The 14,391-nt window shown below is 49.7% G+C and carries 14 protein-coding genes; 8 read left to right on the top strand and 6 right to left on the bottom strand.

Features of this window, described 5'->3' with window-relative positions; genetic code table 11:
• The first annotated feature begins 103 nt into the window (after positions 1-103).
• The 8 genes from IC617_RS02625 (at position 104) to IC617_RS02660 (ending at position 8,424) form a co-directional block, all read left to right on the top strand.
• Positions 104-895, top strand: a complete 792-nt coding sequence (locus IC617_RS02625; protein WP_191143430.1) for a PhzF family phenazine biosynthesis protein — start codon at positions 104-106, stop codon at positions 893-895.
• A 245-nt stretch (positions 896-1,140) separates the two neighbouring features.
• On the top strand, positions 1,141-3,711 hold the full coding sequence (gene nirB / locus IC617_RS02630) for a nitrite reductase large subunit NirB (RefSeq protein ID WP_191143431.1): 2,571 nt from the start codon (positions 1,141-1,143) through the stop codon (positions 3,709-3,711).
• Between the two features lie 14 nt (positions 3,712-3,725).
• Positions 3,726-4,049, top strand: coding sequence for a nitrite reductase small subunit NirD (nirD, locus tag IC617_RS02635; protein WP_191143432.1), 324 nt, complete (start codon positions 3,726-3,728; stop codon positions 4,047-4,049).
• Between the two features lie 164 nt (positions 4,050-4,213).
• Positions 4,214-5,062 carry a formate/nitrite transporter family protein gene (locus IC617_RS02640; RefSeq protein ID WP_191143433.1) on the top strand — a complete coding sequence of 283 codons (849 nt, stop codon included), beginning with the start codon at positions 4,214-4,216 and terminating at the stop codon, positions 5,060-5,062.
• A 109-nt stretch (positions 5,063-5,171) separates the two neighbouring features.
• Positions 5,172-6,662, top strand: coding sequence for an FAD-dependent oxidoreductase (locus tag IC617_RS02645; RefSeq protein ID WP_369410352.1), 1,491 nt, complete (start codon positions 5,172-5,174; stop codon positions 6,660-6,662).
• A gap of 65 nt (positions 6,663-6,727) precedes the next feature.
• Positions 6,728-7,285, top strand: coding sequence for a YehS family protein (locus IC617_RS02650; protein WP_191143434.1), 558 nt, complete (start codon positions 6,728-6,730; stop codon positions 7,283-7,285).
• A gap of 275 nt (positions 7,286-7,560) precedes the next feature.
• A complete protein-coding gene (locus IC617_RS02655; RefSeq protein WP_191143435.1) occupies positions 7,561-8,064 on the top strand; it encodes a hypothetical protein in 504 nt (167 codons plus the stop codon).
• 102 nt (positions 8,065-8,166) lie between these two features.
• Positions 8,167-8,424 carry a hypothetical protein gene (locus IC617_RS02660; RefSeq protein WP_191143436.1) on the top strand — a complete coding sequence of 86 codons (258 nt, stop codon included), beginning with the start codon at positions 8,167-8,169 and terminating at the stop codon, positions 8,422-8,424.
• Between the two features lie 70 nt (positions 8,425-8,494).
• Here IC617_RS02660 and IC617_RS02665 read toward each other — a convergent pair whose 3' ends face one another.
• From IC617_RS02665 to urtB, 6 genes are read right to left on the bottom strand one after another with little or no spacing between them, the layout of a single operon-like run.
• Complete coding sequence (locus tag IC617_RS02665) at positions 8,495-9,022, bottom strand: arsinothricin resistance N-acetyltransferase ArsN1 family B (protein ID WP_191143437.1); 528 nt, start codon at positions 9,020-9,022, stop codon at positions 8,495-8,497.
• Between the two features lie 27 nt (positions 9,023-9,049).
• Positions 9,050-9,931, bottom strand: coding sequence for an urease accessory protein UreD (locus tag IC617_RS02670; RefSeq protein ID WP_191143438.1), 882 nt, complete (start codon positions 9,929-9,931; stop codon positions 9,050-9,052).
• Positions 9,932-9,967: 36 nt separating this feature from the next.
• A complete protein-coding gene (urtE, locus tag IC617_RS02675) occupies positions 9,968-10,675 on the bottom strand; it encodes an urea ABC transporter ATP-binding subunit UrtE (RefSeq protein ID WP_191143667.1) in 708 nt (235 codons plus the stop codon).
• Between the two features lie 14 nt (positions 10,676-10,689).
• Positions 10,690-11,463, bottom strand: a complete 774-nt coding sequence (urtD, locus tag IC617_RS02680) for an urea ABC transporter ATP-binding protein UrtD (protein WP_255522909.1) — start codon at positions 11,461-11,463, stop codon at positions 10,690-10,692.
• A 44-nt stretch (positions 11,464-11,507) separates the two neighbouring features.
• Positions 11,508-12,665 (bottom strand): urea ABC transporter permease subunit UrtC, encoded by a 1,158-nt coding sequence (gene urtC / locus IC617_RS02685; protein WP_224745741.1) that lies wholly within the window; start codon positions 12,663-12,665, stop codon positions 11,508-11,510.
• A 3-nt stretch (positions 12,666-12,668) separates the two neighbouring features.
• Complete coding sequence (urtB, locus tag IC617_RS02690; protein ID WP_191143440.1) at positions 12,669-14,282, bottom strand: urea ABC transporter permease subunit UrtB; 1,614 nt, start codon at positions 14,280-14,282, stop codon at positions 12,669-12,671.
• Between the last annotated feature and the right edge of the window lie 109 nt (positions 14,283-14,391).

A 14,391-nucleotide genomic window follows, 5' to 3' on the forward strand; every position in this document is an offset into this window, starting at 1 on the left:
GGCTAGGCTATCGGAACGGGCAGCAAGAGTAAGTACGCTAATTGACGTAGTTTTTAGTCAGTCAATTGAAATTATTAAAATTTTTTACAACCAAGGAGTGACTGTGAAAATCAGAGTAGACGTCGTCGACGCATTTACCAAACAACGTTTCAAAGGCAATTCTGCTGCCGTGGTGATCACCGAAGCTTGGCTTGCCGATGATTTGATGCAAGCGATTGCCGCAGAAAACAACTTGTCCGAGACTGCATTTTTAGTACAGTCAGCCGATGGTAGCTATCACATCCGCTGGTTCTCACCGCTTAATGAAATCGACTTTTGTGGTCACGCCACGTTGGCTGCAGCCTCGGTGTTGTTCAAACAGCAGCCACAGTGCAATGAACTGGTGATGGTCGCAGAGGCTGTGGGGCGGATGACCATTAGTCAAACTGCTGAAGGTTTAATTGAGATGGATTTTCCCAACCGTAAACCAGCAGCTGTGGCTGATATTCCGCAAGCGTTGTTCGACGGGTTGTCGATTCAACCGGCGCAGGTGCTGTTAAATAATCAAGCTTACTTTGCTGTTTATGATAGCGAGGCGGATGTTAGGGCCGTGGTTGCCGATTCTGAACAGCTGAAAAAGCTGGCGCCATACGATGTAGTGGTCACTGCTGCTAGTGAGCAATACGACTTTGCCTCGCGCTATTTTTGGCCTGCCAATGGCGGTGACGAAGATCCGGTAACGGGCTCGATTCATACCGGTTTAGCGCCTTACTGGGCTGAGCGACTCGGCAAGCAGCAACTCCATGCCTATCAGGCATCGCAGAGAGGGGGCGAGCTTTATTGTCGAGTCGAGAATGATCGGGTGTTTATCTCTGGTGGCGCGGTGCACTATCTGCAAGGTTATATTGAGCTTTAATCGCTATTCCAACAGGCTCTAATTAGCGCAGATTTTTTCGGTTTCATTCTCAGGGCTCTCGGCTCACAGCTCAGGGCCGATAATTTTCGCCGCTCATGGCTTAACTGTTAGCGGCGACCTTTTCTCGCTCAATTCGATTGTTGCATTTCATTTGTATTTTATTTGTTGCATTTGATATGCATCAAATAATGATTTGGTCAGGCCAATCACAATGCGCTCAGATTTTTGCAGTTTTAGGAAGTTGTATGAGCAAGTTGAAGTTGGTCGTGATCGGCAATGGAATGGTTGGTCACCGCTACATCGAAGACCTAGTGGAAAAAACAGAACTGGCCCAGTTTGAGTTGACAGTTTTCTGTGAAGAGCCGCGAGTCGCCTATGACCGCGTGCATCTGTCGTCGTATTTTTCCCACCACACGGCCGATGAGCTTTCGCTTGTGAAAGAGGGCTTCTATGACAAGCATGGCGTCACAATGTTGGTTGGGGAGCGGGCAATTAACGTCAACCGCGATAAGCGTATTGTTTATTCCAGCACCGGCAGGGAAGTGCAGTATGACAAGCTGATCATGGTCACTGGTTCATATCCTTTTGTTCCTCCCATCAAAGGTCGTGAAAGCAAAGATTGCTTTGTTTACCGCACCATCGAAGATCTCAAAGCCATTGAAGCATGTGCCAAACACAGCAACGTTGGTGTTGTTGTCGGTGGTGGCTTGTTGGGATTGGAAGCCGCTGGTGCCCTAAAAGCACTAGGTGTTGAAACCCACGTCGTTGAGTTTGCGCCGAAATTGATGGCTGAGCAGCTTGATTTGGCGGGCGGTAATCAGCTGCGACAAAAAATTGAAAGCATGGGCGTGCATGTCCATACCAGCAAAAATACCCTTGAAATTGCGCCGCAAGGCATTACGTCTCGCAATGTCATGCGATTTGCCGATGGCACCGAGTTAGAGACTGACTTCATCGTGTTCTCTGCCGGGATTCGGCCACAAGATAAGCTCGCTCGGGAGATGAACTTAACCACTGGCGCCCGTGGTGGTATCGCCATTAATGACTGTTGCCAAACGTCCGATCCGGATATCTATGCCATCGGCGAGTGTGCCTCGTGGAATGATATGTTTTATGGCTTAGTGGCACCGGGCTACAAGATGGCCACAGTGGCGGTTGATCATCTTATCCACGGTCAGCAACTGCCAGCTGAAAGCCAATTCGCCGGTGCAGATATGTCAGCCAAGCTTAAACTGCTGGGCGTTAAAGTTGGCTCCATCGGTGATGCCAATGGCCGCACGCCGAATTGCAAGAGCTACGTCTATCAGAATGAAGAGCTAGAAGTCTACAAGCGTCTAATCGTCTCGGCCGATAACAAAAAGCTGCTTGGCGCAGTGATGGTTGGTGATACCTCTGACTATGGCGATTTATTGCAGCTGATGCTCAATGAAATCGACCTGCCAGAGCATCCAGATACGTTAATTCTGCCAGCCCATGCTGGTGCAGAAAAACCAACATTAGGTGCTGACGCGCTGCCTGAGTCGGCGGTGATTTGCTCATGCTTTGACGTCACTAAGGGCAAAATTGCCACAGCGGTGGCCGACGGTCATCACACCGTGGCTGAAGTCAAAGCAGCGACAGGCGCAGGCACTGGCTGTGGTGGTTGTATTCCACTGGTCACTTCAGTGTTAAATGCCGAGCTGGCAAAAGCCGGTGTCGAAGTGAAGAACGATGTTTGTGAGCACTTTGCCTACTCGCGGCAAGAGCTATTCCACCTGATCCGCATTGAAGAAATCAAAACCTTTGATGAGCTGCTTGCCAAGCATGGCAGCGGTTACGGCTGTGAGGTGTGTAAGCCGCTGGTGGGTTCTATTTTGGCGTCATGCTGGGGTGAGCACATTCTCAAACCTGAGTTGGTTAAATTGCACGATACCAATGACAACTTCCTCGGCAACATTCAAAAAGATGGCACCTATTCGGTTATTCCGCGGATGGCCGGTGGTGAAGTGACCCCGCAAGCATTGGCAGCACTCGCTAAAGTGGCAGCCGAATACAGCTTGTATACCAAAATAACTGGCGCCCAGCGCATTGGTTTGTTTGGCGCGCAAAAAGATGACTTGCCAGCCATTTGGAAAAAACTCATTGCCGCAGGCTATGAAACCGGCCAAGCCTATGCCAAAGCGCTGCGGATGGCGAAAACCTGTGTCGGCTCCACTTGGTGCCGTTACGGCGTGCAAGACTCGGTTGGCCTTGGGGTGATGATTGAAAATCGCTACAAGGGCATTCGCACCCCGCACAAGATGAAATTCGGTGTTTCCGGTTGTACCCGTGAATGCGCTGAAGCCCAAGGTAAAGATTTGGGCATTATTGCCACCGACGCCGGTTGGAACATGTACGTCTGTGGTAACGGTGGTATGAAGCCGCGCCATGCCGATTTGCTGGCCAGCGACCTGGATAAAGCAACCCTTATCAAGTACATCGACCGCTTCATGATGTTCTACATTCGCACTGCCGCGCCATTGCAGCGTACCTCCGTATGGTTGGAAAACTTAGAAGGTGGCGTTGATTACCTGCGTGAAGTCATCGTTGACGACAAGCTCGGTATCAATGACCAACTCGAAGCCGATGTTGCCAAACTGGTTGCGGAATACCGCTGCGAATGGACCGATACCATTGACAACCCGCAGCAGCTCAAGCGTTTTGCTCATTTCATCAACTCAGATGAGCGTGATGCCAATGTGGTGTTTGTCCCTGAGCGGGCCCAGCATCGCCCTGCCACCTTTAGTGAAAAGAATCCGCAAGTGAAGGGTGACATCCTCCACGTCGCAGCCGAGTAATTGAGAGAAGTACCATGGCATTTACCACGATTTGCAATATCGACGACATCATCCCAGGTACCGGTGTTTGTGCCTTAGTGGCTGGCGAACAAGTTGCCCTGTTTCGGCCAACAGCGGATCAGCAAGTGTTGGCCATTAGCAACACCGATCCCTTTTTCAAAGCGAACGTGCTATCGCGCGGTTTGATTTGTCAGCACCAAGGCGAGTTATGGGTCGCAAGCCCGTTGAAGAAGCAACGCTTTAACTTGAGTACTGGCGTTTGCATGGAAAATCCCGAATTTAATATCAAGGCCTATCAGGCGCGTGTGGTCGACGGCGTTGTCGAAGTCGCCGCCTGATCAGAATTATTCCTAAATCACACAGATTAATTAGCGACAAGGTTTCTTACCGGCGGTCACAACGGCGTGACTGTCGGGCGCCACAGGAAGTCTTTGTCTATTGAATTTTAAGTTTTTAAAACAACCCACTTTTTATCACTTTTAATAAAATTAAGGACGTATCTATGTCTGCTCCAAAACCTGCAGAATTTGTACAAACAATGATTGATGTTGGTGAAGCCAAAACCAAAACCAGCAGCCGAGACTTATTGCTACGTGGCGTCATGGCCGGGGCAATTTTGTCATTTGCCGTAGTGGTTGCCATTACCGCGATTACCCAAACCGGTCTTGGTCTAGTTGGCGCGTTGGTATTCCCAGTGGGCTTTTGTATTTTGAGCCTGATGGGTTACGACTTGGTCACCGGCGTATTTGGTTTGGCGCCTTTGGCAAAGTTGGAAAATCGCCCGGGTATTACTTGGGGGCGAGTGTTGCGCTGTTGGGGCTTGGTTGGCTTGGGCAACCTGATTGGCTCTTTGATCGTCGCCTTTTTAATTGCGCTGTCATTGACCATGAACTTCACCATTGAACCGAACGCAGTGGCACAAAAAATCATTGCCGTTTCCACCGCACGCACTGTCGGTTTTGAAAACCTTGGCGCCGATGGTTGGCTGACCTGCTTTGTTCGCGGCATCTTCTGTAACTTGATGGTCTGCCTTGGCGTTATCGGCAACATGGCGGCTCGCACGGTTGCTGGCAAAATTGCCGCGATGTGGTTGCCGATTTTCATCTTCTTTGTGTTGGTATTCGAGCACACCGTGGTCAATATGTTCTTGTTCCCACTGGGCATGATGTTGGGCGCCGATTTTGGTGTTGTGACTTGGTTGAACTACAACCTGATCCCAACCATTTTGGGTAATATCGTCGGTGGTTTGGTTTGTACTTGCATTCCGCTCTACATGACTCACGCCCGCACAGCACCCGCGCTGGATACTGAAGAGCCAACGGTAAACGCCGAGCCGGTGTTAGAAAGTTAATCAATCGGCAGGGCCGGGAGGCCGGTCCTGCTGAAAAATAACAACTTTTGTGACCCAAACACGTAGAATCGGGTATAACTAGCATCTACATCTGCTTAGGGTTCAATTGGTGTTAACAAACATTGCTCCACAGACGCAGCCGAAAGTCGCCGTAATTGGCGGTGGTATGGCGGGTTCGACGATTGCATTAAGACTGTCTGAGCTAGGCATTCAAACCATCCTGTTTGATAAAGGCCCAAGCCTGGTCAATGGCCCGCCGATGTGCCATTTGCACGCTGGCGGCAATCTCTATCGTGATATTTCAGATCAGCAATGTTTTGCGTTACTTGAGCAGTCGATTGATACCCTCAAGGTTTACCGCAACTGTGTTGATTGGCGCCCCACCGTCATTGCCTTGCCAACTACTGACAAAAGTCAACCTGCTGCGCTATTGCCGCGATTACATAAATTGCAGGCGCATTATCAGGCATTGATTGATGAAGATGAATCCAATGCGGTACTGGGCGAACCTGAGCATTATTTCCGAGCTTATGAGCGTGAACAGCTAGAACAGCTTGCTCAGCGCGCCACGCCTAAATTTGCCCAACATTTTGATGACTGGTTAATTCCGGTAGCCAAATCGATGGATTTGGATGCCCTGCAATTTCCAATTTTTCTCGTGCAGGAATATGGCTTAAACGCCTTTCGTCTCGCTGCCACCGCGTCGTTGGCAATGACCAAGTTAGCCAGCAGCGAGCTTCGGTTGCAGCATCGGATTATCGCCATTGAACGGCAGCCCCGCGCTGGTCACTCGTCGCCTCAGTCAGCCCAGTGGCGTCTGACTAGCCGCTCAGAATCGGGCGAACTGAGTTATTGGGATGTCGATTACGTAGTCAATGCATGTGGCTTCCAAACCGGCGAAATCGATGATTTGTTGCAGCAGCCGCGCCAGCGCATGGTTGAGTTTAAAGCCGCTTATGTTGCTTATTGGCATGACGCCGACGGCCAATGGCCGGAAGTTATCATTCATGGCGAGCGCGGCACGCCGCAAGGGATGGCGCAGTTGACGCCTTATGCAAACGGTTTTTTCCAGCTTCATGGCATGACCAAGTCCATTACCTTGTTTGAAGATGGTTTAGTGGCAGCCTGCGCCGAGAGTGCTCAGCCGAAGCTGGCGCAACCCTTTTTGCATAAGATTGAAAAACATTGGCCAGCGCAGGAAGTGCAAAGTCGAACTCAAGCGGCGATTGCCCATGTTGCGCAGTACATTCCACCATTTGCCAACGCCAAAGTGGGCACTAAACCACTGTTTGGCGCCCAGCAGATCCCCGGCTCAGACCCAGGATTACGGGCGGCAGATGTGTCGTTTTGCTGCGATGGCTATGCTCGCGCAGAGATTGTCAAAGCATCGTCAGCACTGGCTGCATCCGATGCGATATTAGCGGACTTAGCTCGACTCAACGTGATTGATGGCGAGGCGCTAGGTGACAAGCTCACTGATCACTATCTACCTGTGACGAAAGCATTACCGCCGGCTAGAGTCGCCGGCTTAGCAGCGCAAATCGCATCGCAACGGGATTATGCCGCAGCTATGGCCGAGCCCATCAATGCAACAGCCTGATCGCTTTTAGTCGTTTGGCGCACGGGGTATCATGGCGGCTGTAATGCACTCATGTAGCCCCCAAAATGACCAATAACGACATCCTTCGCCGTGTTCGATACATCTTTAATTTCAATGATGCCAAGGTCATTGAACTGTTTGCATTGGCCGACTTGCAGGTCACCAGAGAGCAAGTTTCCGGCTGGCTAAAGCGCGACGATGATCCAGCTTTTACGCCCTGCAATGACAAAACCTTAGCCACTTTTCTCAATGGCTTGATCAATGACAAACGCGGCAAGCGCGAGGGCGAGCAACCTCAACCTGAGAGCCGCCTGACCAATAATCTGATTTTGATGAAGCTTCGGATTGCGCTTAACTTGAAAGCCGAAGACATTCTAGAATTGCTCAGCAGCGTTGGATTTAATTTAAGTAAACATGAGCTCAGCGCCTTTAGCCGCAGACCAGACCATAAACATTTTCGCGAGTGCAAAGATCAAGTGATCCGCAACCTGCTAAAAGGCATGCAACTTAAATATCGTGGTGATGCAGGGCCTAAAGAGCAAAGCAAACAACGCCGCTCAGCTAAACCGACTACCAACAAAAAACAGCCGACCAACGGCGGTTTTAAGTGGCCTTCAATTTGATGTGACGGGTTAGCTCTCCGCTCCCCAAAGTGGCAGTTTTTATCTTTATGATTTGAACCACAATTTAGCATCGACTAATGTGCTTACATAGACCTACATAATTTTTCATTCTCACTTTCCACACCAAGGATTGGTTCGAAAGCTGCGCTCTCGCTCACCTACCTCCTTGTTCTTGATTGAAAAATTAGGAATGAATCAATTGAAAAATTGTATTGCGAATTTCGGGCTTACTGCTAATTCGCAGCAATACACTGTTATGCAAACAAGGATAGAACGTGATATTCGATGATTATTTTATAGTAATTCCAGTCTATCGATTACCTGAAGATAAGTACTATTCAGAAATGAACAAAGATTTCGAAAAACTTGTCTCAAGCACTTGGGACGAGGACTTTCGAAAGAACAACCCCGATTTAGTTGAAAACTGGAAAAGAAGCCATCGTTCCTCTTATGGGGGAGATTGGGAGTTTAATGAAATCATTGGGCATATAAAACTTTTCTTTATGGGCAGCCAAGTTCGAGGTGAGTATTGGAGTACTAAGCCACGACGAAAAGTTAAAACAAGAAAGAAGGAATTTGAATTCAAAGCACATAAGTTGGCTGCTGAAAGTGAAATTTGGGATAAAACCAATAGCGGTATACTTTCAGCTATCGAAGAGTATTTATCTCGTTGCGAGAGAGAGTTAAAGAATCGCCATATTGACTTGAGAGAATTCGAAGCGCTAAAAGCTCATATTGATTGGGTATCAGTTCATAAGGTAAAAAATAAGTTTGCATAACAAGTTACTCAACAAAAATGCCAGCGAAAAGCGCTGGCTCGGACTTGCTAATGCTCGCCCGTTAGCAAAGCGTTGATATTCCATCATGCAAAGGATTGTTAAATGATCAGACTACTTGGCCTCTTGGTCGTTTCATTACTCTGGCTTGGGGTGATAGCTTCTCCGGTTTTAGTCTCGTCAATTTTAGGTGTCGCGGTATTTCAAATGGTTGAATTTTCATTTGGCTTAGTAATGCTGTTTTTCATTACACCAGGCATCTTGATTGGAGTTTTGTGGGCGGAAAAAGTCCGAAGGGGGGTTGGACTCATAGCTTTCTGGGGGCGCTTAGTTGGCCACCCTGAAATAGATGGTTCAAGGTAGATTTTAGTCAATGGAATATAACAAGCTAGTTAAACCAGCTGTCTAACAAGTTGGGCAATCGACATCGGCGCTAGCGGCCATTTTCAGTACCATTCTGCCTATCTCCCTCGGTATGCAATGTTCGCTGCCAATAACCGACATCCAGCCATTGGCCAAATTTAAGGCCAACATCTTTAAAGTGAGCGACTTTTTCCATTCCTAACTTTTCATGTAGCGCAACGCTGGCTGGGTTAGGTAGTGTTACGCCGCCAATCACACTATTGAAGCCAAGCGGTTTAAGGTGCTCAATGAGTGCCTGATAAAGCTCGGTGCCTAAGCCTTTGCCGTGATAGCTGCGGTCCAAGTAGACAGTTGATTCCACCGAGTAGCGATAAGCGCTGCGTTCTTTCCATTGGGTTGCATAGGCATAACCGACCACCTTATCGTCGATAGTCGCCACTAGCCATGGTAGTCCTTGTTGCTGGACCCGCTGAATCCGTTCGGCCATTTGCGCTTCATCAACAAGCTGCTCTTCAAACGTCACCACGGTGTTTTCTATGTAGTGGTTGTAGATTGCGGCAATGGCGTTGGCATCGTTGTTCGTTGCTGTTCGAATCATCAAGATGGGCCTATGGTCGGTTTGTTATTAGGTGTTCCAAATCCGCGGCACACAGGGCGCTTTATCAATAATCGCCGGTCGCAAGATATGCCAGCATTGCCGCAGCAGGCGCTGTGCTTGCTCTGAGCAATTGCCCAAATAGCGCACCAAAATCAAGTCAAGCCGTTGGGTGATGCTAATGCAGCGTTCCTCTTCTATGTCAGTCATCGTTTGGCGCAGTTGCTCAACTTGTTGCTCTGGTGCATCGGCACCAAATGCCACTAAGGTGCCGGACACCGTACAGTTATTAAAACCAACCAGCGCTTCAATGAGCGGATCTTGACTGCCCAATCGCTGGCGATCGAGCAACAATGGTTTGTCGTTGTGATAGAGATTGAAGCTTTGTTCAATCATTCCTTGCTCAAACGGCAGACCACTGTGGGTGCGACCCAAGCAAAACACATCCATACCAATAAAACGGGCATCGCCATAAAGGTTGATCTGAGTGTTGAGAAAACCATGGGCGCCATCGAAGACAATGGTTTCCATTGGCAGCCATTCGCATTTGGCGTTATCGACGCTGATGTCGACGCGTTGCTTCTGCTCAATATTGGCCGAATCGGCTTGATAGATTTTGCCCGCCGAAGGCGTGGTGAGTAGGGCATGAGATTGAGGCTGGCAGTCAACCTGAATGTGCAAGTCATCGCCGGATACCAGCCCGCCAGGCGGGTGCAGCAAATAGACATGGCTGGTTTCGCCTTCTGGGTAAAATGGCCGTTGCACGCGCAAAGGCCCAGCGAACTGCATTTGATTCATTCGGGTTTTGCCCCGCGCTTGGTCAAACCCTAGGGCAATCCAAGCCGGCCAGTGGCGCTGCTGGTCGGCTTCAGAGGCTTGGTTGTTATTGATTGCATTCAAATAATCAGTCATCGAAAGGCGGTTTCCTACCACTGGGCTGCTATCAGGTTAAACAGTCAGATACTGCTTCACCAGCTGTTCATCTAAATCGCCGATGTCGCCATTGGCAACCTGACGGCCTCGATCCATCAAGCAAAAGTTATCCGCTACTTTACGGGCAAATGGCAATTTTTGCTCGACTAACAGCACGGTCAGGCCGATTTCCTCGTTGAGTTTGCGAATAATATCGCCAATTTCAGCGACAATGTTGGGCTGAATACCTTCGGTGGGTTCATCAAGGATCAGCAGCTCAGGCTTAATTGCCAGCGCTCGGCCAATGGCCAACTGTTGTTGCTGACCGCCGGACAAATCACCCCCTTTGCGGCTCAGCATTTGCTTCAATACCGGGAACATGTCGAAGATGAATTCTGGTACTTGTCGCAGCTTATCAGGACGGGCAGGTAAGCCAATGCGCAAATTTTCTTCGACTGTCAGCAATGGAAAAATCTGCCGGCCTTGTGGCACGTAGCCTACGCCTAAGGTGGCTCGGCGCTCCGACGACATTTTTTGCAAGCCCACTTCCATGCCACGTCCGCGATAAATAATCTCACCACTTTTGACTGGCAATAAGCCCATAATGCTTTGCAGTAGGGTGGTCTTGCCGACGCCGTTGCGGCCCATCAAAACCGTGCATTTACCTTGCTCCACTTCTAAATCAAGATCCCACAAGGTGTGGCTTTGACCATAGAATTGATTGAGCTGTTGAATACTTAACATGCTGTTCATCGCGACTACTCTCCTAGATAAACCTGAACGACTTTGTCGTCGCTTTGCACTTGGTCCATGGTGCCCTCGGCAAGCACTGAGCCTTGATGGAGCACAGTGACTTGATTGGCCAGCGAACGGACAAAGTCCATGTCGTGCTCAACGAGAATCACGGTATGCTCGCCTGCCAATGAGGTCAGCAGTTCGCCGGTTCGATCCATTTCTTGGTGAGTCATGCCGGCCACTGGTTCATCCACCAGCAACAGTTTCGGGTTTTGCATTAACAGCATGCCGATTTCTAACCACTGTTTTTGACCGTGAGACAGCGCCCCTGCTAGCAGGTTGCGCTGTTGCTTGAGACCAATTTGGCCCAACACGTGATCAATGTGGTCAAGTTGCGATGAACTGAGTTTTGCCATCAAGGTGGTGAATACGCCTTTAGGGCCAGTCATCGCCAGCTCTAAGTTGGCGAATACCGTTTGCTGTTCAAACACGGTTGGTTTTTGGAACTTACGACCAATACCGGCTTGGGCAATTTCTGGCTCCGACATTTCCAGCAAATTGATTTTTTGGCCAAACCAAGCTGAGCCTTCATCGGGGCGGGTTTTGCCGGTGATGATATCCATCATGGTGGTTTTACCCGCGCCATTGGGGCCAATGATGCAGCGCAACTCGCCTTCGTTAATGTATAAGTTGAGCTTGTTAATGGCTTTGAAACCATCAAAGCTGACGCTGATATCTTCTAAATAGAGCAGGTAACCTTGACCAACGTCTAATGCTGGGCTGGTGTTCGGCATCATGAAATCGAACACCTTGTCGCGATGCTGAAATTCTTCGATGAGCCTCATGCTTTTACTCCGCAGTTATCCAAATCGTTGCCATTGTCCAAGTTGTTACCGTCGCTATCGTCATTGTCTGGCCGCTCGCGCTGCAATATCCCCATCACTCCTTTGGGCAAGAACAAGGTCACCAACACGAACATAGCGCCGAGGCTGAATAGCCAAATCTCTGGCATGGCGGCGGTTAAATAGGTTTTCGCGTAGTTGACGGCGACGGCACCAACCACGGCGCCATAAAGTGTCGCGCGACCACCCAAAGCGACCCAAACCACCAATTCAATCGAGTTAAGCGGCGAAAACTCCGACGGGTTGATGATGCCAACTTGCGGCACATATAACGCCCCGGCAACACCGGCTAGCACCGCTGAGACGACAAAGATGAATAGTTTGACGTTCTCAACTTTGTAACCAATAAAGCGGGTGCGGGCTTCGGCATCGCGAATGGCGACTGCGACTCGGCCAAGGCGACTGGTGACAATCATCCGGCAAGCGATGTAGCCCAAGCCCAGCGCTATTGCTGATGCAACATATAGGGCCATGCGGGTGGCATCGGACTGGAGATCAAAGCCCAAGATGTCTTTGAAGTCAGTGAGGCCATTGTTACCACCAAAGCCCATTTCATTGCGGAAGAAGGCCAGTAGCAGGGCATAGGTCAGTGCTTGAGTGATGATCGACAGATACACGCCAGTCACCCGCGAGCGAAAGGCCAGCCAGCCAAAGACAAAAGCGAGTAAGCCAGGCACCAATACAATCATCAAGGCAGCAAACCAAAACTGATCAAATCCGTACCAGAACCAAGGCAGCTCTTGCCAGTTAAGAAATACCATGAAATCCGGTAATAGTGGGTCGCCATAAACGCCGCGGTCGCCAATCTGACGCATCAAGTACATGCCCATGGCGTAACCACCAAGGGCAAAAAAGGCGGCGTGGCCGAGGCTCAAAATACCTAGGTAACCCCAGACCAAGTCCACGGCAACTGCCAGTAGGGCATAGCACAAATACTTGCCCATCAGCGTCATGGTGTAGGTCGATACATGCAGTGGGTTTGAGCTGTCCAGCGCATTGAGTAGTGGCACAGCAAGTGCCACGACAATTAACACGGTCAAAAAGCGAATGGTGCTTTTGTTGAAAATGCCTTCATACATTTGTGGATGTGTTGTCATAACTTAGCCCTCAGCCGAACGGCCCTTCTGAGGGAACAATCCACGTGGCCGTTTTTGAATAAAGAGAATGATGAATACCAGTACCAAGATCTTCGCCAGCACGGCGCCAGCCCAAGGCTCCATGATCTTGTTAGCAACACCCAGAGATAAACCAGCAACCAAAGTGCCCCAAAGGTTACCCACGCCGCCGAACACCACCACCATAAAGGAATCGATGATGTAGGCCTGGCCCAAATTTGGCCCGACGTTAGTGAGCTGACTTAAGGCAACCCCAGCGACACCGGCAATGCCCGAGCCTAAACCAAAGGTCATGGCGTCAACCCACTCCGAGCGAACGCCCATAGCGCGGGCCATGGCTCGGTTTTGGGCAACTGCACGTACTTCAATCCCCAAGCGGGTGTAGCGCAGTAGCATAAACAACAGGGCAAAAACAATGAGACAAAAGGCAATGATGTACAGGCGGTTAAGGGTCAGACTGAGTACTGGATTAATCTCAATGACGCCACTCATAAACTCAGGCGTTGCCACCGAGCGGTTTAGCGGCGAGAAAATCGAGCGCACGGCTTGTTGCAAAATCAGGCTGATACCAAAAGTCGCCAGCAGGGTTTCCAGAGGCCGACCGTAAAGAAAGCGAATGACGCCACGTTCAATCAAAATGCCAACAAAGGCGGACACTAAAAAGGCCGCTGGAATCGACACCAGAATCGATAAGGCAATATTGTCTGGCATCAGTAGCTGCACCACATAGGTGGTGTAAGCGCCGAGCATAATAAGCTCGCCGTGGGCCATGTTAATCACGCCCATCACGCCGAACGTAATGGCCAAGCCAATTGCCGCCAAAACGAGCACCGAGCCAAGGCTCAAGCCAAAAAATAAGGTTTCGGCGTGGCCAGCCCATTTGCGCTTTTCATCGATACTACGCAAGCCTTTACTGGCTTGGCTTTTGAGTATGGCGTTATCGGTTGTTTCAACAAACTGCGCCAGTGCGTTGCGGGCAGCCGGTTGTAGGCTGTCAGATAAGGTGGCAACGGCGGTTTGTTGGACGGCTGAGTCGCTATCTGCGCTGTTCAAGTCGGTGACGGCGAGGGCGACGGCAATCAGTTCTTGCACAGAACTATCTGACTCAACGTCGAGCCGTTGAGAGAGCGTTTGATACAGCTCAGGTGTCAGTTTACCGATCAATTGGTTGACGGCTTGACGACGTTGCTCTGGCTCTGCCGCTGACAGTTTTAACGAGGCCAATGCTGCTTTTAGGCTGGCGCGAATGTTGTTATTAATCCGCACCTTTTTAATTTTGCGTTTGCTGACGGTTTGAGCGGAAGCGCCGCTGTCGTCGAACAAGTTGACGATGATAAGTTTCTTATCTTGCTTGCCTTGCACGACAACCAACTCATCGGTTTTTTTCAGGCGATAGAGTTCGCCATTGAGTAATAGATTCAGGACCAATTCGGTGTTGGCATTACCACTGCTCGCAATGGCAGCTATGCCTTGTTCAATATGGCTGAAGTCCTTGGATTTTAATTGTTCTAATCCTTGCTCAAATGAATCTGCCCGGGCAATGCTGGTTGCCAGTCCAAATCCAAGCAGCAAGCTTACCCAAAGTACTCGAAGTAACATCTGTAATCCTCCAGAGCCACTAAACGGAAAAAGGATGGCGCCTCTCGGAGCCATCAATCCAGGTGTACACATTACGTGTGATTCCTTTCCAACTGAAAAGGAGTAGAAC

The organism is Neiella litorisoli (assembly GCF_014773395.1).
GTDB lineage: Bacteria > Pseudomonadota > Gammaproteobacteria > Enterobacterales > Neiellaceae > Neiella > Neiella litorisoli.